Annotated in this window: 18 protein-coding genes and 1 pseudogene; 9 read left to right on the forward strand and 10 right to left on the reverse strand. The window is 72.1% G+C overall.

The features are described 5' to 3' along the window. The first annotated feature begins 21 nt into the window (after nucleotides 1-21). Nucleotides 22-1653, forward strand: a complete 1632-nt coding sequence (locus ABD323_RS07280) for a tannase/feruloyl esterase family alpha/beta hydrolase (protein ID WP_344440395.1) — start codon at nucleotides 22-24, stop codon at nucleotides 1651-1653. Nucleotides 1654-1786: 133 nt separating this feature from the next. Here ABD323_RS07280 and ABD323_RS07285 read toward each other — a convergent pair whose 3' ends face one another. From ABD323_RS07285 to ABD323_RS07300, 4 genes are all read right to left on the reverse strand, one after another. Continuing rightward, nucleotides 1787-1981, reverse strand: a complete 195-nt coding sequence (locus tag ABD323_RS07285) for a hypothetical protein (RefSeq protein WP_344440396.1) — start codon at nucleotides 1979-1981, stop codon at nucleotides 1787-1789. A 35-nt stretch (nucleotides 1982-2016) separates the two neighbouring features. Then, nucleotides 2017-3084 (reverse strand): alpha/beta fold hydrolase, encoded by a 1068-nt coding sequence (locus ABD323_RS07290; RefSeq protein WP_344440397.1) that lies wholly within the window; start codon nucleotides 3082-3084, stop codon nucleotides 2017-2019. A gap of 149 nt (nucleotides 3085-3233) precedes the next feature. After that, nucleotides 3234-3707 (reverse strand): nuclear transport factor 2 family protein, encoded by a 474-nt coding sequence (locus ABD323_RS07295; protein ID WP_344440398.1) that lies wholly within the window; start codon nucleotides 3705-3707, stop codon nucleotides 3234-3236. Between the two features lie 108 nt (nucleotides 3708-3815). After that, nucleotides 3816-4373 carry a TetR/AcrR family transcriptional regulator gene (locus tag ABD323_RS07300; RefSeq protein WP_344440399.1) on the reverse strand — a complete coding sequence of 186 codons (558 nt, stop codon included), beginning with the start codon at nucleotides 4371-4373 and terminating at the stop codon, nucleotides 3816-3818. 155 nt (nucleotides 4374-4528) lie between these two features. Between ABD323_RS07300 and ABD323_RS07305 the strand changes: the two are divergent. The 4 genes and pseudogenes from ABD323_RS07305 to ABD323_RS07320 form a co-directional block, all read left to right on the forward strand. After that, nucleotides 4529-4924, forward strand: a pseudogene (locus tag ABD323_RS07305) (AAA family ATPase); the annotation flags it as partial. A 934-nt stretch (nucleotides 4925-5858) separates the two neighbouring features. Continuing rightward, complete coding sequence (locus ABD323_RS07310; RefSeq protein ID WP_344440400.1) at nucleotides 5859-7262, forward strand: LuxR C-terminal-related transcriptional regulator; 1404 nt, start codon at nucleotides 5859-5861, stop codon at nucleotides 7260-7262. 102 nt (nucleotides 7263-7364) lie between these two features. After that, on the forward strand, nucleotides 7365-8147 hold the full coding sequence (locus tag ABD323_RS07315; protein WP_344440401.1) for an IclR family transcriptional regulator: 783 nt from the start codon (nucleotides 7365-7367) through the stop codon (nucleotides 8145-8147). A gap of 101 nt (nucleotides 8148-8248) precedes the next feature. Further along, nucleotides 8249-9538, forward strand: coding sequence for an enolase C-terminal domain-like protein (locus ABD323_RS07320; RefSeq protein ID WP_344440420.1), 1290 nt, complete (start codon nucleotides 8249-8251; stop codon nucleotides 9536-9538). Nucleotides 9539-9591: 53 nt separating this feature from the next. Here the strand turns inward: ABD323_RS07320 and ABD323_RS07325 are convergent, their stop codons facing one another. Further along, nucleotides 9592-10776, reverse strand: a complete 1185-nt coding sequence (locus ABD323_RS07325) for a hypothetical protein (RefSeq protein WP_344440402.1) — start codon at nucleotides 10774-10776, stop codon at nucleotides 9592-9594. Then, complete coding sequence (locus ABD323_RS07330; protein ID WP_344440403.1) at nucleotides 10773-11705, reverse strand: 5-dehydro-4-deoxyglucarate dehydratase; 933 nt, start codon at nucleotides 11703-11705, stop codon at nucleotides 10773-10775. Before ABD323_RS07330 ends, ABD323_RS07325 begins: the two co-directional genes overlap by 4 nt. 211 nt (nucleotides 11706-11916) lie before the next feature. On the opposite strand from ABD323_RS07330, the gene ABD323_RS07335 reads away from it, so the two are divergent. Together ABD323_RS07335 and ABD323_RS07340 are read left to right on the forward strand one after the other, a co-directional pair. Further along, a complete protein-coding gene (locus ABD323_RS07335; protein WP_344440404.1) occupies nucleotides 11917-12720 on the forward strand; it encodes an NAD-dependent epimerase/dehydratase family protein in 804 nt (267 codons plus the stop codon). Between the two features lie 10 nt (nucleotides 12721-12730). After that, complete coding sequence (locus ABD323_RS07340; RefSeq protein ID WP_344440405.1) at nucleotides 12731-14209, forward strand: aldehyde dehydrogenase family protein; 1479 nt, start codon at nucleotides 12731-12733, stop codon at nucleotides 14207-14209. Between the two features lie 88 nt (nucleotides 14210-14297). Here the strand turns inward: ABD323_RS07340 and ABD323_RS07345 are convergent, their stop codons facing one another. Beyond that, nucleotides 14298-15671, reverse strand: coding sequence for a sugar porter family MFS transporter (locus tag ABD323_RS07345; protein ID WP_344440406.1), 1374 nt, complete (start codon nucleotides 15669-15671; stop codon nucleotides 14298-14300). 509 nt (nucleotides 15672-16180) lie between these two features. On the opposite strand from ABD323_RS07345, the gene ABD323_RS07350 reads away from it, so the two are divergent. After that, nucleotides 16181-19168, forward strand: coding sequence for a galactose-binding domain-containing protein (locus ABD323_RS07350; RefSeq protein ID WP_344440407.1), 2988 nt, complete (start codon nucleotides 16181-16183; stop codon nucleotides 19166-19168). Between the two features lie 159 nt (nucleotides 19169-19327). Next, entirely contained in the window at nucleotides 19328-19627 is a 300-nt protein-coding gene (locus ABD323_RS07355) for a hypothetical protein (RefSeq protein WP_344440408.1), read from the forward strand. A gap of 107 nt (nucleotides 19628-19734) precedes the next feature. Here ABD323_RS07355 and ABD323_RS07360 read toward each other — a convergent pair whose 3' ends face one another. The 3 genes from ABD323_RS07360 to ABD323_RS07370 all read right to left on the reverse strand — a co-directional run. Continuing rightward, nucleotides 19735-21522 carry an alginate lyase family protein gene (locus tag ABD323_RS07360; RefSeq protein WP_344440409.1) on the reverse strand — a complete coding sequence of 596 codons (1788 nt, stop codon included), beginning with the start codon at nucleotides 21520-21522 and terminating at the stop codon, nucleotides 19735-19737. 71 nt (nucleotides 21523-21593) lie between these two features. Further along, nucleotides 21594-23312, reverse strand: coding sequence for a glycosyl hydrolase family 8 (locus ABD323_RS07365; protein WP_344440410.1), 1719 nt, complete (start codon nucleotides 23310-23312; stop codon nucleotides 21594-21596). 410 nt (nucleotides 23313-23722) lie between these two features. Then, nucleotides 23723-24183: ROK family protein (locus ABD323_RS07370; RefSeq protein ID WP_344440411.1), on the reverse strand; the 461-nt coding region annotated here is incomplete at its 5' end.

Raw genomic sequence — 24183 nt, forward strand, 5'->3', positions numbered from 1 at the left:
CCCGAATCCCGAGGAGAGATCATGAAACGACGGCTTCTGACGCTCGTGGCGGCCGGTGTGCCGCTGGCGGCGGCCGGTGCCATCTGCACACCGGTGAGCGCGTCGGCCGGTCCGGTGCCCACCGCCGGTGCGACGTCGTTCGCCTGCAGCCAGTTCCGACTGTCGGAGCCGGACGGCACCGCGGTGGAGTCGGTGACCGCGACGGCCGCGCCGGCGGGCACGTTCCAGGTGCCCGGTGGCGCTCCGCTGGGCGGCTACCCGGTGCCCGACGTCCCGGCGCACTGCGAGGTGACGGTCACGCTGACCCACCCGGGCGCGAACGACCACGCCAAGGTGCAGGTCTGGCTGCCGCAGTCCGGCTGGAACGGTCGCTTCCAGGCGGCCGGCGGTGCCGCCTACGCCGCCGGGAACATCGGCTCCGTGGCCGCGGCGATCAAGCAGGGCTACGCGGCCGCCACCACCGACGCCGGCGTGGACACCAGCGGCCTGGACAGCAGCTGGGCACTGGACTCCCAGGGCCGGATCAGCAGCGCACTGCTGCAGGACTTCGCCTCGCGCTCGGTGCACGAGATGGCGATCATCGGCAAGCAGGTCGTCGACGACGTCTACGGCCGCGCCGCGTCCTACTCCTACTTCAACGGCTGCTCCACCGGCGGCCGCCAGGGCTACCTGGAGGCGCAGCAGTACCCCACCGACTTCAACGGCATCAACGCCGACGCCCCCGCCATCAACTGGAACCAGTTCGAGGTGGCCACCCTGTGGCCGCAGGTGGTGATGAACGAGGCGCACACCTACCCCACCACCTGTGAGTTCAACGCCTTCAACCAGGCCGCTGTGAAGGCCTGCGACAAGCTCGACGGCGTGGTCGACGGCCTGATCGGCGACCCCAACCGCTGCGACTTCGACCCGCGACGCCTGATCGGCACCTCGGTCGTGTGCGACGGCAAGCAGTACACGATCACCGCCGCCGATGCGGAGGTGGTCCGCAGGATCTGGGACGGCCCGCGCGACGCGAACGGCAAGCGGCTCTGGTACGGCCTGCCCGTCGGCGCCGACTTCGGCTACCTGGCGGCCAGCAAGACCGATGCGAACGGTGTCACCACCGGCTCGCCGTTCATCGTGCCGGCCCAGTGGGTCGCCAACTTCGTGGCGAAGCAGCCCTCGTTCGACACCGCCAAGCTCGACTACGCGCAGTTCGACGAGATCTTCCAGAAGGCCCGCGCCGAGTACGACACCGTCATCGGCACCCGTGACGCGGACCTCTCCGCGTTCCGCGACGCCGGCGGCAAGCTGCTCACCTGGCACGGCGACGCCGACCAGTTGATCCCCACCGCGGGCACGGTCGACTACCGCAGGCGCGTCGACGCCCTGATGGGCGGCACCAGGAAGGTCGACGACTTCTACCGCGTCTTCCTGGCCCCGGGTGTCGCGCACTGCGGCCTGAACGGCGGCAACGTCGACGACCTGGCCGCGCTGACCGCCTGGGTCGAGCACGGCCAGGCGCCGAACGTGCTGCACGCCACCCTGCCCACCGCCACCGGTGGTTCCGTCGCCCGCGACGTCTGCCGCTACCCGATGGTCTCCCGCTACAAGGGCCAGGGAGATCCGAGCGCCGCGAGCAGCTTCCGCTGCGTCCAGTCCTCGCGCGGCTGACCTTCTCGGCCCCCAGCACGTTCGGGTCCGCCCCCGGTTGGGGGCGGACCCGAACTTCGTTGTCAGAGTCGTTCAGCGGGTCGGGTGTTCTCGCCGCCCGGACCGACGCCGGGTGATGCTCGACCCGCCGTGATCAAAGACCCAGATCCGCCGCCAGGCAGGAGAACCTGACGGCCAGGCCGTCGGGGTCGTAGGCGTCCACGGCCCGATGCGACGACGGTACGGGCTTGTCCTCGACCATGTCCGCGAAGGCGACCCGCTCCGGGAGCGCGCCGAACCGGGCCCTGCGGACTTCCGAGGCCGGCTTGTTCGTGCCGGGGTCACTCACTTCCGCACCTCCATGGGGTCGACACGCCTGTGGTGTCACAGCCGGTCGGCGTCCACCACGGCCTGGGCGAACGCCGTCGGCGCCTCCTGCGGCGCATTGTGGCCGATGCCGGTGAGCACGCGGTGCGAGTACGGACCGGTGAAGAACCTCCGGTACCCCGTGCCGTCGGTGGTGGCCAGGAACGGGTCGAGGGCAGGGTCCAGGGCGATGGTCGGCACCGTGATGACCGGCCGGGCCACGAGCGGCTGCTCGTAGCGGTCGTAGCGGCGCTCGCCGTCGGCCAGGCCCAGGCGCCAGCGGTAGTTGTGGATCACGATGGCGGCGTAGTCGGGGTTCTCGAACGCCGCGGCCGTGCGCTCGAAGGTGGCGTCGTCGAACGTCCAGGTCGGGGAGACCTCGTCCCACACCAGCCGGCACAGGTCGTGCCGGTTCTGCCGGGTCTCCATCGCCAGGCGGCCGCGGTCGGTGGCGAAGTAGTACTGGTACCACCAGGTGTGCTCGGCCTTCGGCGGCAGTGGGTTGCGCTGTGCGGCGAGGTCGGTGATGAGGTAGCCGCTCACCGCCACCAGGGCCTTGACCCGTTCCGGCCACAGGGCCGCGACGATGCCGGCGGTCCGTGAGCCCCAGTCGAAGCCGGCCAGCACCGCCTTGTGGATCTTCAGGGCGTCCATCAGGGCGATGACGTCGAGGGCGATCGCGGACTGCTGCGCGTTGCGGGCCGTGGACGCGGACACGAAGCTCGTGGTGCCGTGGCCGCGCAGGTACGGCACGATCACCCGGTAGCCGGCGTCCGCGAGCAGCGGCGCCACGTCGACGAAGCTGTGGATGTCGTAGGGCCAGCCGTGCAGGCAGATGACCACGGGCCCGTGCTTCGGCCCGGCTTCGGCGTAGCCGATGTCGAGCACGTCGGCCCGGACCTGCTTCAGGTCCGTGAACGCGGTGTGGGTGCCCGGGGCGATGGTCGGGATGGTCGGGGCCGGTCGGCCGGGCCGGTCGGCACCGGTCGCGGAGGCGGTGGGCGCGTTCGCCGCCGCACTCACCGACACGGCCGCGGCGCCCACGCCGAGACCGACCGCCCTGGTGAACGTACGCCTGTTGATCATGTCCGATCCTTCCCGGAGAGTCGCTGATGCCTCCACTCTTCGTCGGCAGCCGGCCGGACGCATCAGTCACATGACGTCGAGACGTTCGAAGTGGCACGAGCGACCTGTCGGCCCGTCGGATGCAGTCATCCGACTGTTCCCGCCCGTCACTACCGCTGGGCGGCAACCCGGCGCAGATGACGACTCACGTCGCCGACCAGATCGATCCGGACCCGTCGCGCCACGAAGCGCCATCGCCCCTCCCTGCGCTCGAAGCGGTCGTGATACCGACCGCCGGCGATGGGTTGCAGCGGCAGGTCCGGCAGAGCCTGCAACACCGTGACGTACGAACGAGCGACCGCCGTGCCCGCCTGTTCGTCGACCTCGATGGCGACACTGGTGGTGACATGCTGGGTTCGCGGCGTGCCGTCGGCGTAGACGATCAGAGTGTCCCGGAACATCTGTTCGATCGCGTCGCGCCCGCTCACCGGCTCGCCGCTGCCGGTGAAGGTGGCGTCAGCGAGCAGAACGCCGAGTCCGGCGAAATCGCCGTCGTCCACGAGCTCGGCGTAACGGGCGATCAGGTTCTCGACAGCCCGGTCGCTCGGCGTCGGATCGGCGGGCCTGCGGGTGGCTGCGGACATGGTCTCCCCCGGTGGGACGAATGATCTTCCGTGTGCTGGACCCGGTGATTACGACAACAAGTCTGTGAATCAGCCGAGTTGTGGCAGGTGGTCGGCGCTGCCGCAGGCTCACTCCACCAGGGTGGCGGCTATCCGGCGGACCATCTCGCGGCGCTGCGTCCGGTCGGCGAGGTCTACCACCGCCAGCACCTCCGGGTTGGCCGCCGCCCACAGCATCGCGAGGTGGACGAGCAGGGGGAACAGGACCTGGGGCTCGAACCGGGTCGAGACCAGGCCCCTGGCCTGCGCCCCGGCGATGGCGGCAGTCCTGATGCGCACCTCGGCGACCCCGAGCTCGTTGAGCGCGTCGCCGCGCTCGAGCCGCTGCCAGGTGATGATCCGGGGCATGTCCGGGTACTCGGCGTAGAGGTCGCTCAGGCCGGCCGCGAACCCGGGCAGGTCGTCCGCGTCGAGCGGAACGCCCACGACGATCTGCTCGACCAGCTCGTTCCAGACCGCGTCGAACAGCCCGGCCTTGTTCCCGAAGTAGTGGTAGATCTGCGCCTTGTTGCTCTGCGCGGCGATGGCGATGCGGTCGACGCGGGCGCCGTTCAGCCCGTGCGCGGCGAACTCGGTCCGGCCGGCCGCGATGAGTCTGCGCTTGGTGGCTTCGGCGTCGCGCTCCATGTGCCCAGCTCCTAACTAACCGTTTACTTGACAGGTGAACCAGGGCACAGTCTAATCAACTAACCGTCCAGTTGGCTGTGATCGCCCATTTTGGGGGCTGTGATCGCGGCTCCTCGGGCAGGGGGAGGGAGCCGGGCATGGAACCGGGCATGGTGATGGTCGGTCGGGACAGCGAGCGGGCGCGGCTGTCCGCGTTCGTGCGGGCCTCCGACGGACAGGCCCTGGTGCTCAGGGGAGAGGCGGGCGTCGGCAAGAGCGCCCTGCTCGACCTGGCGGCGCAACTCGCGGCCAGGGACGGCCACCTGGTGATACGCGCCACCGGGGTCGAGGCGGAGACCGGGCTGCCCTACGCCGGTCTGCACCAGCTCCTCTACCCGCTGCTCCCGGACGGCGGGCAGCTCGGGGACGGAGGGCCGGCCAGCCCCGCCCGCCTGGCGTTCGACGCCGTGTTCGGTCGGTCGGCCGGCCGGCCGGCGTCGGTCATGGACCTCGGCATCGTCGTCCTCGACCTGCTGTGCTCGACGGCTGAGCAGCGGCCGCTGCTGCTCGTCATCGACGACGGCCAGTGGCTGGACGACGCCAGCGCCGACATCTGCGGGTTCGTCGGCCGCCGGCTCGCCGGCAGCCCGGGAGTCAAACTCCTCGTGGCGGTCCGCGGCGACATCGCCTCGCGGTTCGACACCGCGGGGCTGCCGCAGGCGCCGGTCGGCGCGCTCGCGGACGCGGACGCCGGGTGCCTGTTGGACCGCCACCACCCGCAGTTGGGCCGGCGGCTCCGCGGGCTGGTGCTGGACCAGGCCCGCGGCAACCCACTGGCCCTGCTGGAGTTGCCCGCCCACCTCGCCGCCCGATCCGGCGAACGCGCAGCGGAGGACCTGTTCGGTCCGTACGGCGTCCCGGTGCCCCGGCGGATCCAGGAGATCCACGCCGCCCGTCTCGCGTGCCTCGGCGACGCCGTCCGGGCGGAACTGCTGACGGGCGCCATCGACGGTGCGACGGCGAGGGCGGGCGAGGGCCCGGCCCTGACCGCGCGGTACCGCATGCGCGGCGTCGACGAGGCGGTCGCGTGCGGCCTGCTGGTCGTCGATCCGGCCACCGGCGAGCTCGCCTTCCGGCATCCGCTCGTGCGGTCGAGCGTCGTCCAGCTGGCCACGACGGACCAACGCCGTGCCGCCCACCTCGTGTTGGCGCACCTGTACCGGGAGAACCCGGGTCGGCGCGCCACGCACCTGGCGGCCGCCGCCGTCGATCCCGACGAGGACGTGGCCGCCGCCCTGGAAGCCGCGGCCCGGTCGGCGACCCGGCGTGGCGGTGCGCGCAAGGCGGTGTCCTGGCTGGCCCGCGCCGCCGAGCTGAGCGAGAACCGGGCCGGACCGGCTCGGCCGGGCCTGCGGCCTCGCGCTGGCCGCCTCGCCACCCGGTTCGGACGAGAACCCCGACGAGGTCCTCGCCAACGCCTACCTCGCCCTCTACCGGGACGGCGACGTGCGGGCCACGCACCGTCAGATCACGGCGGCGGTGGAGCGGCTGCGCGACGGCGCAGCGGCGCGACAGGACCTGGGCCGCACCGGCGAGGCGCTCGACCGGCTGATGAGTCTCCTGCTCGCCGTCAGCCAGTACGCCGGGAGCCGTACCGTGTGGGCGCGCACGCACGAGGTCCTCGCCTCCCTCGGCGACCTCGCCACCGAGCGGGCATGGCTGTACGGCAGCACCTGGAGCGACGTGGTCCGGCACGGCGCCGGCTGGTCCGAGCCGGTGGAGCGCGCCGCGGCGGATCTGGAGGACCAGGAGCCGTGGAACGTCACGCGCCTGGCCGTGTCGGCCTACCACCTCGACGTCCTGAGCCCGCTGCGCCCGTACCTGGAGCGCGTCGTGGACCGTGAGCTGGACACCGGCGCCATGTCCAGCGGCATCGTCATGCTGCACCTGATCATGCTCGACCAGATGACACTCGGCGAGTGGGAGGACGCCGAGCGCACCGGACACCGCGCCCTGGCCGTGGCGACCGAGCTCGGCCACGGACTGTTCGCGCACCAGGCGCGCGCTCGCCTGGCCCAACTCGCCGCCGTGCGGGGCCGGGTGGCGGAGGCGCGCGACCTGCGGGCCGCAGTTGACGCGTGGGCCCGCCCACGCGGCATCGCGTACCTGACCCAGCTCGCGGACGCCGTCGGCGTGAGCATCGCGCTGAGCGCCGGCGACTACGAGACCGCGTTCCGCCACGCCGTCGGCATCACGGCGCCGGGCGGGTTCCGGCCCTACAACCAGCAGGCGTCGCGGACCCTGCTCGACCTCGTCGAGGCGGCCCTGCACACCGGGCGCGCCGAGCAGGCCCGGGCCCACGCGCTGGCCGCGCGGGACACCGGCCTGCCCGACATCTCCCCGCGCCTGGCCCTGACCACCTACGGGGCCCTGGCGATGACGACCGACGACGACGGCGAAGCGGCTGACATGTACGCACGCGCCCAGTCCCACCCGGCCGCCGAGCGGTTCCCGTTCGAGCTGGCCCGAATCCGGCTGGCGCACGGCATCCGCGTGCGCCGCACCCAGGGCGGCGCGGCGGCCCGCACGTTCCTCGCCCCGGCGGCCGAGACGCTCGAACGGCTCGGCGCCACGGCGTGGGCCGAGCGGGCCCAGGCCGAGTTGAGGGCCGCCGGGGTCGCGTCCCACACCCCGGCACCGACCGCGGTGCCGCTGACGTGGCAGGAGCTCCGGGTCGCCGAGCTGGCCGCCGGCGGCCTGACGAACAAGGAGATCGGCCGGCAGATGCGCCTGTCCCCCCGCACCGTCAGCGCCCACCTCTACCGCGCCTTCCCCAAACTCGGCATCACCACGCGCGCCGCCCTTCGCGACGCCCTGACCAGGATGGACGAGAGCGCCACTGCGTCCTGACCCGGTCCGGCAGCGGGCCGTGGAGGTCGCGGACCCCGAGGGTGGTGTTCGGGCTAGCATCATGAACACAGTCCAAGCCTGTGAACATGAGGGGATCACCCGATGGCGCTGCCGAACACTGCCGCATCCGCCGGTGCGAACGTCAAGTCGGCCGTCCGCACGGTCGAGCTGCTGGAGTACTTCGCGGGCAGCCCCGGGCTGCACACCCTGGCCGAGGTGCAGGAGGCGGTCGGCTACCCGAAGAGCAGCCTGTACATGCTGCTGCGCACGCTGGTCGAGCTCGGCTGGGTGGAGACCGACGCCACCGGTACGCGCTACGGCATCGGGGTGCGCGCGCTGCTGGTGGGCACCTCCTACATCGACGGCGACGAGGTGGTCGCCGCGACGGCGTCGGTCCTGGACCAGCTCGCGCAGGAGACCACCGAGACGATCCACCTGGCCCGCCTGGACGGTACCGACGTGGTCTACCTGGCCACCCGTGCCTCCCAGCACTACCTGCGCCCGTTCACCCGGGTCGGTCGCCGGCTCCCTGCCCATGCGACCGCACTCGGCAAGGCCCTGCTGGCGACCTACGACGACGCGCAGATCGAGGAGTTGCTGCCGCCGGACCTGCAGCCGACGACCGAGCACACGCACACCTCGCGGGCCGCTCTGCTGGAGGACCTGCGCGCGATCCGCGAGCGCGGCTACGCGGTGGACCGGGAGGAGAACACCCTGGGCCTGTGCTGCTTCGCCGTCGCCATTCCCTACCGCACGCCGGCCAGGGATGCGGTCAGCTGCTCGGTGCCGGTGGCCCGGTTGACCGAGAGTCACGAGCGGACGGTCCGGGAGGCGCTGATCGCCGCGGGCGACCAGCTCGCGCGGGTGACGCGGCGGCTGGCGTAGCCCGGGCGCCGGTGGAGGCCTTGCCGATGGGTGAACTCTGCTCGTAATCTGTTCAGGAGTGTATCTACTGTTCTCATATCTGAACCTATTCAAAGGGGCGGCTGTTGAGTTCGCCGAAAGTCACCGATGTCGTCGTCACCCCGGTCGCGGTCATGGACCCGCCGCTGCTGAACGCCTCCGGCGTGCACCAGCCCTACCAGTTGCGTGCCGTCATCGAGCTGCACACCGACGCGGGGATCACCGGCCTCGGTGAGGCCTACGGCGACGACCCGACGCTCGCCAACCTGCGGGCCGCGGCGCCATTCCTCCTCGGGCTGGACGTCTTCGACCTCAACGCCTTGACGCGCCGAGTCGAGGGCGCGCTCGTCGACGGGATCCGCACGGAGGGCCTGACGGAGCTCATCGGCGTGTCCTCCCGCGAGAAGTCCGTCGCGCAGACCGTCGCTGCGTTCGAGGTCGCGTGCTACGACGCTCAGGGGAAGGCGACCGGGCTGCGGGTGTGCGACCTGCTGGGCGGTGCGGTGCGCGAGGCCGTCCCGTACAGCGCGTACCTGTTCTACCGCTGGGCCGCCCACCCAGAGGGGGCGGTCCCGACCGGCTATCCGGTGGACGACTGGGGCGGTGCGCTGGAGCCGGGCGGGATCGTCGCCCAGGCCCGGCGGATGGTGGCGGCCTACGGGTTCCGCTCGCTCAAGCTCAAGGGCGGGGTCTTCCCGCCCGAGGCGGAGGCGGAGGCGATCGCCGCGCTGCGCGAGGCGTTCCCCGACCATCCGCTGCGCCTGGACCCCAACGCCAACTGGTCGGTGGCCACGGCCGTGCGCGTCGCGCCGCGGCTGGAGGGCCTGCTGGAGTACCTGGAGGACCCGACCCCCGGCAACCCCGGGATGGCCCAGGTCGCCCGCGCCACCAGCCTGCCGCTGGCCACGAACATGAGCGTCACCTCCTTCGCGGAGATCCCCGAGGCGGCCGCACTGGGCTCGGTCTCGGTCGTGCTCTCCGATCACCACTACTGGGGCGGCCTGCGGGCCTCCCAGCGGCTGGCCGGCATCTGCGAGACCTTCGGCTGGGGCATGTCCATGCACTCCAACACCCACCTCGGCATCTCGCTCGCCGCGATGACCCACCTGGCCGCGGCGACCCCGAGCCTCGGCTACGCCTGTGACACCCACTCGCCCTGGCAGCGCGAGGACGTCGTCCAGCCGGGCGCACTGGTCTGGTCACAGGGGTCCCTCGCGGTCCCGGCCGCACCCGGACTGGGCGTCGAACTCGACCGCGGCGCGCTCGCGCGCCTGCACCGGCAGTACCTCGACTGCGGGGTGCGCCGCCGCGACGACCACGCCGCGATGCTGCTCGCCGATCCGAGCTGGACCAGGCAGGCGCCGCGCTTCTGACGTGACGTGGCGCCCGGCCGGTCGGCCGGGCGCCAGGCAATGGTGACGACCGGTCAGCCCGCCGTCCGGGCCACCGTGGCGCGGATCGCGGCCAGGTCGGCCCGCGAGGCCAGGCCGGCGTGGTAGACCCGCAGCTCGGCCGCGCCGGCGGCGACCAGGTCGGCGCACCACTGCGGCAGGTCGTCGGTGTCGGCGCCGAGGCCGCGCACCGCCGACACCGTGGCCACCACGCGCCGCCCGGCGCCGACGTGGGCGTGGACGGACTCCAGGGCCTGCGCCGAGCGGACGTTGCACGGCAGGACCGGTCCGTCGGCGACCCGGTGGAGCTCCCCGGGCGCGACGCCCGGGCAGGCGCCGGTGGCGAGCGGGTCGGGCCGGCTGTGCAGCAGCACCGGCAGGTCCGGGCGCTCGGCGTGCACCGCGGCCAGCACCCGGGCGCGGAGCCGGGCGGCGACGGCCGTCCGCATCCGGGTGACCGCCTGCTCCGCCTCCGGGTCGAGCCGGGCGTCCTCGGCGTGGCCGGTGAACACCGCGTCGAGCGCGTCCCGTACGGCGGCGCGCAGGAGTACGGGGTCGGCGTCGGCGGCGTGGTAGGCCTCGGCGCAGTGGACACAGAAGCAGAGCGAGAAGAGCAGTGCGGCGCGCGCCGACAGCGGGACCCCGGCGGTCTTGTCGTGGGCGTGCAGGTGGTCGAAGCCGTACCAGCCGCAGGACTCCAACTCCAGTCCGGACAGACCGGGTTGGCCGGCGGCCTCGGCTGCCAGGGTGGCGCAGTACTGCTGCACCGAGGGGTTGGCTATGCACAGCGCCCAGGGGTAGTGGTCGCCGTGGGCGTTGACCACGGCGATCTGCGGGTGCAGCGTTCCCAGGCGCTGGTTGTGCGCGAGGACCGCCCAGCCGTACACCTCCAGGCCGGCTTCGGTCAGCGCCCGGGTGGCCTGGCCGAAGGAGCCGGCAGCCCAGTGGGCCGCCACCGGCCGGATCCGCTGCGGCCCGGCCCAGCGGGTGGCGTCGATGCGGTAGTAGGCGGCGGAGTGCGCGGCGGTGACCACCTTGTGGTCGGGGTGATGCGGCGTCAGCGCGCGGACGGTGTGGTACGCCGCCGCGAGGGTGACCCGGTCGACGCCGAGCGAGGCGATCCGCTCGGCGCAGCCGGGGTCGCCGACGACGTCCCACGGGTAGAGGTTGACACCGGACTGCACGGGCGGCCCGGCGGCCGTGCTCGGGCCGGTGCTCACGCCAGTGCCCCGCGCACCCGGTCGAGCAGCTCGAGCAGGGTGCGCAGGTGCTCGGGCTCCGGCTCGGTCAGGGGGGCCCGCACCGAGCCGACCGGGTGCCCGGCGGCCCGGGTGGCGGCCTTGACCAGGGAGACCGCGTAGCCGGGGCGCAGCCGGCGCAGTTCGACGTAGGGGCGCAGGAAGACGTCGGTGATGGTGGCCAGGGTGGCCGAGTCGCCCTTCTCCAGCGCCTGGTGGAAGGCCCGGGCCAGGTCCGGGGCGAAGCAGAAGATGGCGGAGGAGTACAGGGGCACGCCGATCGCCCGGTAGGCCTGCTGGGTCATCTCGGCGGTGGGCATGCCGTTGAAGAACAGGAAGTCCTCCCGGCCGGCCGTGCGCACGGCGCTGACGATGCGCAGCATCAGGTCCAGGTCGCCGCGGCCGTCCTTGAAGCCCACGATGTTCGGCACGGCCGCGAGTTCGGCGACCGTCGCGGGGGTGAAGGCGAGGTGGTCGCGCTGGTAGAGGACGAGGTCCAGTTCGGTGGCCTGCGCCAACAAGGTGTAGTGGCGCAGCAGGCCGTCCTGGCCGCTCTCGGCGTTGTACGGCGGCAGCACCAGCAGGCCGTCGGCACCCGCCCGCTCCGCGGCGCGCGCGTACTCCACGGCCAGCGTGGTGCCGTAGCCGGTGCCGGCGAGGACCGGGACGCGTCCGGCCACGGCCTCCACCGCGAGGCCGACGCAGCGCTCGTACTCGGCGGGCGCCAGGGCGGGGAACTCGCCGGTGCCGCAGGCGGCGAAGACGGCGCCCGCGCCGTCGTCGATGCGGGCCTCCAGGTGGGCGCGGTAGCCGGACGGGTCGAACGCCCCGTCGGCGTCGAACGCGGTCACGGGGAAGAACAGCAGGCCGGACAGGCGGCTGGAGAGCGGCGGGGCGGCATGAGCGGGCACGGTCGCGGGTCCCTTCACTGGCAGTCTCGGTGGTCATATATATGAACGGTGTGCATGTCTATGAACATCCAAAGCGTAGGCGTGGCCTTCCGGGGGCGTCAAGGCAGTGGGATTTATATATGTGAATGATGCCCATACTTGTGAACTCCACGCGCTTCTGTGAGCATGAGGAGTCCCCGTGCGAGCGAGACAAGGGAGGCAGGAAGCCACCGTGAACCGCATTCTGATCACCGGCGCGGCAGGCGCCGTCGGCACGCTGATCCGGCCCCGGCTGGCCCGTGCAGGCCGCGTGCTGCGACTGCTGGACGTCGCCGAACTCCAGCCCGCAGCAGGCGAGGAGGTCGTCCGGGCCTCGGTGACCGACCTCGCCGCCATGGAGCGGGCCTGTGCCGGCGCCGATGCCGTGATCCACCTCGGCGGCATCTCGTTGGAGGCGCCCTGGCAGGACATCCTGGACGTCAACATCAACGGCACCTACACCGTCTTCGAGGCCGCCCGCCGGGCCGGTGTGTCCCGCGTGGTCTACGCCTCCTCCAACCACGCCGTCGGCTACCACACGCCGGACGAGTATCCGTTGACCGCCGCGACCCTCCCGCTGCCGGACACCTACTACGGGGTCTCCAAGGCGGCCGGCGAGGCGCTGGGCGCGCTCTACCACCACCGCTACGGGCTCGACGTGATCTGCGTGCGGATCATGACCTGCTTCGCCGAACCGCCCAACCCCCGGGCGCTGTCCACCTGGCTCTCCCCGGACGACTGCGCCCGCCTGCTGGAGGCCTGCCTGGCCTTCCCGGAACCCGGTTACCGCATCGTCTACGGCGTCTCGCCCAACACCCGGGGCGGCTGGGTCTCCCTCGACGAGGCCCGCGCCCTCGGCTACCGGCCCACCGACGACGCCGAGGTGCACGCGGCGGACGTGCTCGCCGAGCACGGCGACCCGGCCGCCGACGACCCCGTCTTCGCCCACCTGGGCGGACAGTTCACCTTCCCCGAGCTCGACGCCGACCGACTGTGAGGAATCTGCCATGAGCCGGCCCACCCTGGAGGAACACGCCCCGGTCCAGGGGTACGACCCCCGGACCGGGGAGCCCGTGGGCGCCCCGGTGCCCGCCACCCGACCCGACGAAGTCGGCCGCGTCTGCGACGAGTTGGCGGCCGCCGCGGCGCGGTGGGCGCAGACTTCCGACGAGCGGCGGGCCCGGGCGCTGGAGGCCGTCGCCGACCTCCTCGACGCGCACGTGGACGAACTGGCCGCACTGGCCGACAGCGAGACCGCGCTCGGCCTGCCCAGGCTCACCGGCGAGGTGGCCCGCACCACCGGCCAACTGCGGCTCTTCGCCGAGGTGCTGCGTGACGGCGGGTACCGGGACGTGGTGATCGAGCCCGCCGGGCAGGGTCGCCCGGACCTGCGCCGGACCCGGCGACCCACCGGCCTGGTCGCCGTCTTCGCCGCGTCCAACTTCCCCTTCGCCTTCTCCGTCGCGGGAGGTGACACCGCCTCGGCGCTGGCCGCGGGCTGCCCGGTGGTGGTCAAGGCGCACGAGGCGCACCCGCGGACCTCGGTGCGCACCGCCGAACTGGTCACCCGGGCGCTCGCCGAGGCCGGAGCGCCACCGGTGTTCGGCATCGTGCACGGCTTCGCGGCCGGCGTGGCCCTGGTCGAGCACCCCGGGGTCACCGGTGTCGGCTTCACCGGCTCCACCCGCGGCGGCCTGGCCCTGGCCCGGCTGTGCGGGGCACGACCCGTGCCGATCCCGTTCTACGGCGAGCTGGGCTCGGTCAACCCCGTCGTCGTGCTGCCCGGCGCCGCTCGGCGCCGCGGCGAGGAGCTGGCCCTCGGCTACGCCACCTCGCTCACCCAGGGCGTCGGCCAGTTCTGCACCAACCCCGGCCTGATGTTCGTCCCCGAGGACGAGGCGCTGCTGGCCGCCCTCACCGAGGCGGTCGCCGCGAGCACGGGCGGGCCGATGCTCTCCCGGCGGATGCACGCCGCCTACCGCGCGGCCGTGACCGAGTTGCGCGCGCACCCGCACACCCGGCTGCTCGCCGAAGGCCGACCCGCGGACGGCCCCTGGGGGGCGACCCCGGCCGTCTTCGCGGTGGCGGCCGCCGACTTCGACGCCGCCACCGAGTTCTTCGCGCAGGAGCGGTTCGGGCCGGTCGGGGTGGTCGTGACCGGCGGCGGGCCGCAGGAAGCCGCGGACCGGGTGGCCCGCGGCGAGGGCAAGCTGACCGTCACCGTGCAACTCGACGTCGACGACCCGGACGACGTGGCCGCGGCCCGGCCGGTGGTGCACGCGGCCTCCCTGCGGGCCGGCCGACTGGTGGTCAACGGCTGGCCGACCGGCCTGGCCGTCACCCGCGCCCAGCACCACGGCGGCCCGTACCCGGCCAGCACCAGCCCCGCGCACACCTCGGTGGGCGCGGCCGCGATCGACCGCTGGACGGTCCCGGTGGTCTACCAGGACTGCCCGGTCGAGCTGCTGCCCGACGCGTTGCGCTGACGGATCGTCACCGTCACGACGACCGGCGGAAGCGGCTGACCTGCCCGGCGGGCGGGTCAGCCGCTTCCGCTTCCGCCCTGACGATCCGTCAGCCCCGCAGGTCGAGTTCGATCTGCTCCAGGCTGCGCCCCTTGGTCTCGGGCACCAGCCGTCGGGTCAGCAGGAACAGCACGGCGTTGATCGCGGCGAAGACGTACATCGACTTGCCGATGCCGAGGTGGTTGTGGTCCGACATGATCGGGAACACCGCGGTGACGATACCCGTGGAGGCCCACAGCGCGACCGCGGCCGCGCCCATCCCCGCGCCGCGCGCCTTGAGCGGGAAGACCTCCGCCATCATGACCCACACCACCGCGCCCCAGCCCAGCTCGTAGGCCGCGAGGTAGAGCACCAGCAGGACGACCGTCAGCGTGCCGAGGGTGTCCTTGTCGTGCACGTTGAGGATCACCCACCCGGTCAGCCCCAGGGTCAGCACCATGACGACGTTGCCGATCAGCAGCAGTGGCTTGCGGCCCCAGCGGTCGACGACGAACACCACCCAGGCGGTGAAGGCGAGTTTGGTGACGCCCAGCACGATCGCCGAGAGCAGCGCGGTGTTGGCGGTGAAGCCCAGCGAGACGAGCATGGTGGGGAAGTAGGCGTTGATCGCGTTGACGCCGCTGAACTGCTGGCCGACGGCCAGCAGCAGTGCGACGAAGAGCATCGGGCGCACCCGCCGGGCGAGCAGGTCCCGCACCCGGTGGGTCCGTTCGGTGTCCAGGCGGATGACGTCGCGGATCGAGGCGATCTCCGCCTCGATCTCACCGGCGTGGTGGGTGCCGGCCAGCACCGCGCGGGCCTCGTCCTCGCGGCCCAGGTTGATCAGCCAACGCGGGGTCTCCGGAAGGTACCCGAGGCCGATGACCAGCACCACCGCCGGCACCAGGGCCCCGGCGAACATCCAGCGCCACAGTCCGTGCGGCTGCAGCCAGTAGTCCACCAGGAAGGCGATCAGGATGCCGCTGACGATGAAGATCTGGTTCAGCGAACCCATCGCGCCGCGGATGCGGGCCGGAGCCAGCTCGGACAGGTAGGCCGGCACGGTCGCCGAGGAGAGGCCGACGCCCAGGCCCAGCAACGTGCGGAAGACGATCAGCGCGTCGAAGCCGGGCGACAGCGCGCAGGCGAGCGTGCCCACGATCACCACGCCGCCCGCGGCCATGATGGTGCGCCGCCGGCCGATCCGGCCGATGAGCCGGGCGGCGAGCCCGGCCCCGATCATCGCGCCGACCGAGAGGCTGGCGGTGACCAGGCCCTTGTCGAAGCCTGACAGGTGCCAGACCTTGGTGATGACGACCAGGATGCCGGCGATCACGCCGAGGTCGTAGCCGAAGAGGATGCCGCCCAGGGCGCCGAAGAAGTACAGGGTGACCGGATGGATCCGGCGGAGCGTCGACGGCGGTGCCGCGGTGGCCTGAGTCATGGGTGAACGCCTCGTCTCTGAGCGGTGGGTGGTCGTTGCGCGCTTCGCAGGGACCGGCCGGGCGCCGAGGGGCGAGGAGGGGTTTCACGGATTGAAGCGCCGCCCGGGGAGGGCGTCAAGACTCCGCAGCTCGAACGGTGGTCCGGTGGGGGCGAAGGAATCAGCCGATCAGGCGCTACATGTAACCGAATGTCCGTTCATAGATCTGAATTCTGGTCAGATTGACGAACAATTTTGCCTTCCCTTTACTGTCGGGCGATTGCTTCGGCCGACGGGGACTCCCCAGGATGAACTCACGCTTCGTCAGGACCGGCCGGGCTCCCGCTCGGCGAAACGGGGGGCCACCCACCCCCGTGCTCCCGTCGCCCCCCTCCGTCCGGCCCGCCGTGCGGTCCGTTGACAGGGTAATGACTCTTTACTAGATTCAGCGCCCTGCGAGACCCCGACCCCTCCCAGCCGGCGCCCAACGGAGCGCCTCGGGATGCCGGCCTCTTGAAAGGGACACCCCCATGCCCCCACTCCGGCGCAGAACCGCGGCCTCCCTCGCCGCCGGTGCGCTGCTGGCAGCCGGAATCGGCGGACTGACCACCGGGTCGGCCGCCGCCTCCAGCCAGGCGATCACCGTCAGCTCCACCTCCTCCGCGAGCTTCAACCCCTACCAGGGGCTCGGCACCACGATCGACTCCTTCGACGCGGTGCAGGGCATGACCCACAACCCGGCCAACGGCGACACCGACCCCTCCGGCGGCTCGCCGGGCACCCGCCCCAAGCCCGGTTTCGACTCCGACCTGTTCACCACCGCGCAGGCGATGAGCGCCACCAACATGGCCCACCTGGCCACCAGCGGGCTGCGGCCGCTCTCCTACCGCCTGGTCACCGAGCTGCGCGAGGAGACCTGGCACTGGGGCAACTCCGGTAGCTTCAGCGCGGGCACCAAGGGCTACTGGGACAGCAGCGGCACGACCACCTCCGCGCCGGTCACCGAGTCCTACGGCTACGACGTCGCGCACGGCGGCACCTCGCGCCCCGGCGGCGAGGCCGCCTACGTCTCCCGGCTGGACGACGGCGACTCCTCGTCGTTCTGGAAGAGCAACCCCTACCTCGACCAGACCTACACCGGCGTGCCGAACAGCAACCACCCCGCCTGGGCCGTGGTGGACCTGGGCGGCTCGACCACCGTCAACACCGTCAAGATCTCCTGGGCGAACCCCTACGCCGTCTCCTACCAGGTGCAGGTCTGGGTCCCTGACTCCGGCGCGACCAGTCCCTTCGACGACCCGGGCAAGGGTGTCTGGAAGACCCCCTCGGGCGGGTCCGTCAGCACCGGCACCGGGGGCAGCGCGACCGTCTCGATCGCCTCCACCAAGGCCGAGTTCGTCCGGGTGCTGATGCAGACCTCCTCGGGCACCTGCGCCAACGGCGACAGCGGTGACCCGCGCAACTGCGTCGGCTTCGCGATCAAGGAGCTGTCCGCCGGCAACACCAGCGGCGGCAGCTTCACCGACGCCGTCAAGCACGGCAACGAGACCGTCCAGTCGGTGACCTACACCTCCTCCAACGACCCGGCCGAGGACGCCTCCTCGGTGCGCCAGTTCGACCAGCCCGGCATCGACACGGTCTTCGACAGCGGGGCCGCCCAGAACCTGCCGGTGATGGTCCCCGTGCCGCTGCTCTACAGCACGCCGCAGAACGCCGTCGACCTGCTCAAGTACCTGGAGTCCAAGGGGCGGAAGATCGCCTCGGTGGAGATCGGCGAGGAGCCCGACGGGCAGTACGTCACCCCCGAGGACTACGCCGCGCTCTGGTCCCAGTGGGCCACCGCGATCCACGCCTTCGACCCGAACCTCATCCTGGGCGGACCGGCGCTGCAGGACTCCACGGCCGCCGTCTGGAACGACACCGACAAGACGGCCACCGACTGGGGCACCCGGTTCATCGCCGCGCTGCGGGCCGACGGGCACCTCGGCGACCTGAAGTACTACTCCTTCGAGCAGTACCCGGTCTTCGACGTCAACAACTCCACCGACGCCTACAACCTGCTGCTCAACGAGCCCAGCCGCTCCGCCTCCGTCCTGGCGCAGCTGAAGGCCACCATCCCGGCGAACATCCCGTTGGTCGTCACCGAGCAGTCCTCCTACGGCGACGGCGTCCAGGACGGCCTGTGGCAGGCCGACTTCCTCGGCTCGATGTTCACCGGCGGCCTGGCCGGCGACTACAACTACCAGGCCCTGCCGCAGCACCTGTACAGCGGCATCGCCTCCAACCTGTTCACCGCCGACTCCAACGGCCAGTGGACCGGCAACACCTCGACCTACTTCGCCAGTTCGATCCTCGGCAACACCTGGCTGCAGCCGGTCGACGCGGCCCAGCAGCTCTACACCGTCACCGTCCCGTCGACCCCGGCCTCGACCGGCCAGCAACTGGTCACCGCCTACGCCGTTCACCGCCCGGACGGCACCTGGGCGCTGATGGTCGTCAACAAGAGCAAGACCGCGACCTACAAGTTCCCCGTCAGCATCAGCGGTGGTAACGGCTTCAGCGGCCAGGTCAGCTCCTACTCCTGGGGCCCCGCGCAGTACGTGTGGAGCCAGAGCGGCAACAACGGCTCCGCCTCCCCGGACAACGGGCCGGCCCTGACCACCGTCAACTCGGCGGGCAACGGCACCTCCTACACCTTCCTGCCCTACTCGATCACCGTGCTGCAGGGCAGCGTCGCCGGCACTGCGCCCGCCGACGACTTCTCCCTGGCGGCTGCCCCGACCGCGGCCTCCGTGGTCGCCGGCAGCGCGGCCACCACCTCGGTGACCACCGCCGTCACCTCGGGTGCGGCCCAGTCGGTGGCCCTGTCGGCCGCCGGGCTGCCCACCGGGGCGAGCGCGGCCTTCAGTCCGGCCTCCGTCACCGCCGGCGGCTTCTCGACCCTGTCGATCAGCACCAGCGCCTCGACGCCGGCCGGAAGCTACCCGGTGACCCTGACCGGAACCGGCGCCCAGGCGAGCCACAGCACCACCTTCACGCTGACCGTCACGCCCCAGGGGCAGACCGGCGGGGGTGTGGCCAATGGCGGATTCGAGACAGGAGACTTTACCAGTTGGACGACCAGTGGCACGGCCTCGGTGATCTCGGGCACGCTGCACAGCGGCAGCCACGCCGCGCTCGTGGGGTCGTACAAGCATGAGACCACCGGGGACTCCTCGGCCGCGCAGACCTTCACCGCGCCCGCCGGCAGCAGCAACCTGTCGTTCTGGTACCGCAGCGACTGCCAGGACGGTGACGTCGGCTACGGCTGGTCCACCGCCACTCTGAAGGACCAGACCGCCGGGACCACCGCGACGGTGCTTGCGCACACCTGCCCGACCAACACCGACTGGCACCAGGTCACCGCCCCCGTGACGGCCGGCCATGCCTACACCCTCACCCTGATCAGCCACGACGACGGCGACTCGGGTGGGGTCGACCCCACCAGCACCACCTACGACGACGTGACGGTCGGTTGAACCCGAGCAGCCGTCAGCACGGCGACCCCAGGGTCGGCTGAGCGTCAGTAGCAACGTGCCGTGTGCCCCCCGCAGCGCTGCGGGGGGTACACGGCACTGCGGCATCGGACCGGCCGCGCCCGCAGGGCGCCGGGAGCGGTCCACCGATAGCGTGCGGACATGACGATGTCTCCGTTCTGGACCGCCGCCGTGGTCGGCCTGGGCGCCGGCGTGCTGGTCACCCGCCGGGCTCACCGGGCCCCCTCCTCACCCGTCTGGGCCCGGCGACTGCCGGGGACCCGGCTGCGCACCGCGGACCTTCCGGTCGGGGGGACGCTCGCCCTGCTGGCCGCCGGCCTCCTCGACCGGGCGGGACTGCACGCGGCCGCGGTCGCTGCCGCCGGGCTGGCCCTGGGCGCGGCTGTGGGAGCAGTCGGGACCGGACTGGCCGAGCCGCTGCCCTGGGCGGGCCACGTCTGACCGGGACCCGCTGGCAGAACGGCAGGACGGCGGAACGGCACGGAAGCGCTGGCAAGGCGCTTCCGTGCCGTTCCGCCGTTCGGTCCGGACCTGGGACCGGTGGTGTGTCAGCTGATCGGGTCCAGCTGCTCGGGGGCGGGGCGCAGGGCCCACAGGTCGCCACCGGGCGGGGCCGGGAGCTTGGGCTGGGCGGCCACCGCCTTCGGGTCGCCCGCGGCGGCCGCCGCGTGGATCACGTCGGTGGCCGCGTAGGGCTGGAAGTCCAGCTCGGGGTGGTTCCAGGAGGCGGCACCGGTGGCGGCGGGGATCAGGTAGTCGACGGACTTGACGATGCTGCCGCCGGCGGGCGTGGAGTAGTGCCACAGGTCCACGCCGAGGTGGCGGCCGATCATCGACAGCCTGGTCAGCGCCAGCAGGTTGAACGCCGAGTAGTGGAAGCTGCGGGTCCTGGCCAGTTCCTGGGGCTGGCTGCCGTCGGGGTTCAGCTGTCCGGGCAGCAACCGGGTCTCGACCCCGGTGGTCAGGCTCCGGGCGAGGTCGGTCTGCCCGGTGGCCACGGCCAGCGCGGCTTCCTCCATGGCGGCGAAGGAGCCGTGGTTGTTGGTGGCGTTGAACTCGGCCTGGCCGTTGGCACTGGTGCGGTTCCAGTGCAGGAACGCGCTGTACCAGTTCGTCATCGCGGTGTGGTCGGCACCGGTCCAGCCGGGCGCGCCGTTGTCGAGCAGCGCGGTGGCGTCGATGACGTCGGTGAACTGCTGCGAGAAGTCGATGCCGCCCTCGCCCCGGACCGCGGTGCTGCACGGGATGAACTGCGCGTAGTCGAGGTTCGGGTTCATCGCGGTGGCGGGGTTGGTGAACCACGTGCGCAGGTCGAGTTCGGCCCGCTGGGCGTAGGTCGGGTCGCCCGTGTAGTACCAGGCCAGGGTGAGCGAGTAGACCGCGTTGAACATCTGCGCCCGCTCCTTGTGGTCGCTGATGTCGTCGACGGCCGGGTTCCGTTGGCCGTCCTTCTGGACGTACGGGCATCCGTAGGGGTTCGACGCGGTGGCCGGTTTGGTGGGCCACCAGTACGGGGCCTGGCTGAGGTAGTCGTGCTTGTCGCCGCTGGGCGGTGTCTGGGTCTTGTCGGTGACGGACCAGGGGCCCGCGGTGAGGGCGGAGTCGGCGTTGGCCCGAAGGGTCTTCAGGTCGGCGGTCAGCGCCGGGTCCCCCGCCTGGAGGCGGGCGCGGGTCGCCGCCAGGGTCGCGCCGTCCAGGACCACGGTCTGCGGAACGCCGGCGCTGGGTGTCGTCGTGGGTGTGGGGCTCGCGGTGGAGGTGGGGCTCGTCGTGGGGCCGGCCGACTGGCTGGGCGTGCCGGTGGGGCCGGGGCCGAAGACCTCGACCTCGTCGATGACGTACCCGTTGCTCCCGGCGTAGTCGTCCAGCAGCAGTTGGACGTGCCGCGCGCTGACTCCGGCGGGTAGCGCGACCGTCTGGGTCCCGCCGGTGCCGCCGGTCACCGTGGTCTGGGTGTGCCAGGAGCTGCCGTCCGGGGAGGTGCGGACGGCGAACTTGGTCGCGTATCCGCTGCCCCAGACGATGGTGAGGTGGTCCAGGGCCTGGGTGGATCCGAGGTTGATGTTCACGTGGGCGCTGCTGGAGGTCGAACTCTGCCAGGTGGTGCCGGCTGTGCAGTCGGTGACGGCCGCGGCGGAGCCGCTGTTGGAGCTCGTCGTGGTGACCGCGCCGCAGGCGAGGTCACCGGGGATCCCGGTGGTGGTGCCGGCTGAGGCGGCGCCGACCGTGCCGGCGACAAGTGCGATGGCCGCCGCCATCGCGGCCCCGATGGCCGGCCGGTGCTTGGTCGTGGTGGGGGCGGCGCCGGAGCGGTGGAGCCTGGTGTCGCGGGACATTGTGGTCCTTCCGGTGGGTGGGCGGTCCCCGGTGCCGGCGGCCGGCGCACGGCACCGGGGACCGGGTCTGGTCAGACGCTGATGCGGTCCAGGTTCGGGCCGGAGGCGTCGGCGGAGAACGCGACGGTGTTGGCGGAGCCCGCGTTCAGGTGGAGCTTCACGGTGACCGTCGCGACCGTGTTGTAGTCGGGGGTCTGCGGGAAGGAGACGCTCTGCGCGGTGCCGTTGACCGTCACGACCGCGGTCCGGTCCTGGCCGACGCTCAGGTAGGAGACGGTCATCGTGGTGTCACCGGACGCGGCGGCGGACACGGCGGTGAAGGTGACGGTGCCGCCGTGGCCCAGGCCGCTGATCTTGGCGCCGCCCGAGCAGTGGGCACACGAGCTGACGTAGGCGCCGCCGGCCAGCGTCGCCTTCTCAGCCTCGTAGGACACGGGAGTGGAGGGCGGGGTGCTGGAGGGGGTGCCGGTCGGGCTGCTCGACGGGGTGCCGGAGGGGGACGTGCTCGGCGACGCCGACGGCGAGGAGGAGGACGGGGAGTCGGTCGGGTTCCAGTAGTCGCCGGCCATCACGACGTACACCAGGGTCTTGATGGTCTCGCCGAAGTAGCCGTCACCGAACGGGTTGGTGGCCAGGTACGTCCAGATCGTGTCGGTCCAGGCCTGGTCGCCGGCGGCCATCGCGGCGGGGCCGACCGAGTCACCCGCCTCCTCGGCGACGTCGCCGGTGGAGTAGGGGGTGCAGTTGAGCTTGGTGTGGGGGTAGACCTTCTGCGGGTCGGCGCCGGACTCGCCCTTCAGACAGGCGGACTCGAGCTTGGCCGCGTTGTAGGAGACGGCCGCGGTCGAGGTGCCGTAGAGCAGGGCGTCGGTGCCCAGGTGCCAGGGCACCCGGATGGAGTTGTAGCCGACGATGTTGTCGGGCTGGTTCTCCTGGTAGTTGGCGGGAGCGGGCTTGGGACTGGTGGTGTCGGCGTTCACGACGAAGTCGGACAGCAGCCCGGCGCCGGGGGAGTAGGAGCCGGTGAACTCGCCGACCACCGCCTCGGTGCGCTGGACGACCTTGTTCCAGTCGTGTGCGGTGTCGTAGGCGGCGAAGGCGCGGAGGTGGTCGATCATGAAGTCCGAGGGCCTGGTGTCGTCGTTCGCGCCGTCGTCCTCGCACTTGAGGTGTCCGTCGGGAGCGACGTTGTGGGCGTAGAACTTGGCGAGCCAGTCCTTCGCTTCGGCGGTGTAGCCGCCCCACTGCTTGTCGGCGAGGATCAGGCCGTAGCCGATGTCCAGGTCGCCGTCGGTGGCGCCGTCCGGGACGCCGCTGTCGGCGTACTTGCAGGTCTTGCCGTCGATCTTCCACTGCATCAGCCCGTACTGGTCCTCGTGGGACTTGACGAAGCTCCACAGCGCGTTGAACTCGCTCTGCGCGGCGGGGTCGTAGCCGGCCATCAGGGGCACGAGGTTCATGCCGTAGCCCTGGCCCTCGGAGACCGGGCCGCCGTTGGGCGCGTCGTTGTCGCCCTTGCTCGAGATGTACGACTCGCCGCTGGTGCAGCCGGCGTGCAGGTAGGTCGCCTTCCAGGAGTCGTACTGCTTCTCCGCGGCCGCGTCGCGCTCGGCCTGCGGGACGGACGGCATGACGCCGACCTTGTAGGTGGTGTGCTGGGGGAAGGGCCGGGTCGTGGGGGTGGCGGCGGCGTTCGCGCTGCCGCCGGTGGTGGCGAGGCCGCCAACGGCTGCCGCGGTGGCGAGGACCGCGCACAGGGTGGTCCATCGCTTCGCTTGGTGACGGGGCACTGTCGTGGGCTCCTGATCGTCCTGGTCGGCGGGTCTGGTTCGACCGGCGCGTGTCTGACGTGGGGGCTGGCATGGGGGTGATCACGATCGGGACGCCGGCGGTGCGGGCGCCTCGGTGCCACGGGCTGGACCCGGGGGACTCGGGAGCGGTTGGGTTCGGCTCCTCCGTGCGCAAGCTGGGAACATGTCATTACCAGATTGCAGCGAGCTTGGCGCTGTCATGACGGACTGTCAAGAGGGTTCGCGAGGCTTGCCGGGGGCGCTGTCGCGGCGCGCGCAGGTGGCCGCGGGGTTCATTCCGTGGAAACCGGCCGTTGGCCGGCGTGTTTCGCAGCGTGCTGCCGAGCATGCCGAAGGTCCGTCAGGTGGTGACATCACCACCTGACGGACCTTCGTGACGGCCTCGGGCCTCAGGGCATGGCGGTGGCCAGAGCCGTGGCGAGTCGTGCGCTGACGACCTGCGGCCAGGCGGTGCGGGCCGCCACGCAGACCGCGCCGATCACCGAGGCCGCGTCCCCCAGTTCGGAGATCTGCACCCGTGGCGGGTACGGGACCAGCTGGGCGAGCCGGGTGCGGACCGGGTCCAGCAGGACCGAGCCGTTGAGGCCGATCCCACCGCCGATCACCACCAGCGGTACGTCGACGACGAGCGCGATCGTGGCGATCGCCGCGGCGACCCGGTGGGCCTCCTCGCGGACCACCCTGGATGCGAAGACGTCTCCGTGCCCGGCCCGGGCGAAGACCTCCTCGGGAGTGGGCGCCTGGGCCGACTCGGGCACGGTGCCGGTCCGCTGCTGGGCCCGGTGGGCGGTGGCGATGAGCGCGCGCAGCGAGTCGGCGGTCGGGCTGTCCGCCGCGAAGCGGCTGTGCC

The sequence above is a fragment of the Kitasatospora nipponensis genome, assembly GCF_039528135.1.
GTDB classification, from domain to species: domain Bacteria; phylum Actinomycetota; class Actinomycetes; order Streptomycetales; family Streptomycetaceae; genus Kitasatospora; species Kitasatospora nipponensis.

What these genes read in the sequence shown, in the direction of transcription:
- ABD323_RS07355 (WP_344440408.1), top strand. Translation starts at nt 19,328, where the DNA reads ATGACGATGTCTCCGTTCTGGACCGCCGCCGTGGTCGGCCTGGGCGCC.
- ABD323_RS07295 (WP_344440398.1), bottom strand. Translation starts at nt 3,707, where the DNA reads ATGTCCGCAGCCACCCGCAGGCCCGCCGATCCGACGCCGAGCGACCGG.
- ABD323_RS07315 (WP_344440401.1), top strand. Translation starts at nt 7,365, where the DNA reads ATGGCGCTGCCGAACACTGCCGCATCCGCCGGTGCGAACGTCAAGTCG.
- ABD323_RS07290 (WP_344440397.1), bottom strand. Translation starts at nt 3,084, where the DNA reads ATGATCAACAGGCGTACGTTCACCAGGGCGGTCGGTCTCGGCGTGGGC.
- ABD323_RS07360 (WP_344440409.1), bottom strand. Translation starts at nt 21,522, where the DNA reads ATGTCCCGCGACACCAGGCTCCACCGCTCCGGCGCCGCCCCCACCACG.
- ABD323_RS07280 (WP_344440395.1), top strand. Translation starts at nt 22, where the DNA reads ATGAAACGACGGCTTCTGACGCTCGTGGCGGCCGGTGTGCCGCTGGCG.
- ABD323_RS07350 (WP_344440407.1), top strand. Translation starts at nt 16,181, where the DNA reads ATGCCCCCACTCCGGCGCAGAACCGCGGCCTCCCTCGCCGCCGGTGCG.
- ABD323_RS07300 (WP_344440399.1), bottom strand. Translation starts at nt 4,373, where the DNA reads ATGGAGCGCGACGCCGAAGCCACCAAGCGCAGACTCATCGCGGCCGGC.
- ABD323_RS07345 (WP_344440406.1), bottom strand. Translation starts at nt 15,671, where the DNA reads ATGACTCAGGCCACCGCGGCACCGCCGTCGACGCTCCGCCGGATCCAT.
- ABD323_RS07340 (WP_344440405.1), top strand. Translation starts at nt 12,731, where the DNA reads ATGAGCCGGCCCACCCTGGAGGAACACGCCCCGGTCCAGGGGTACGAC.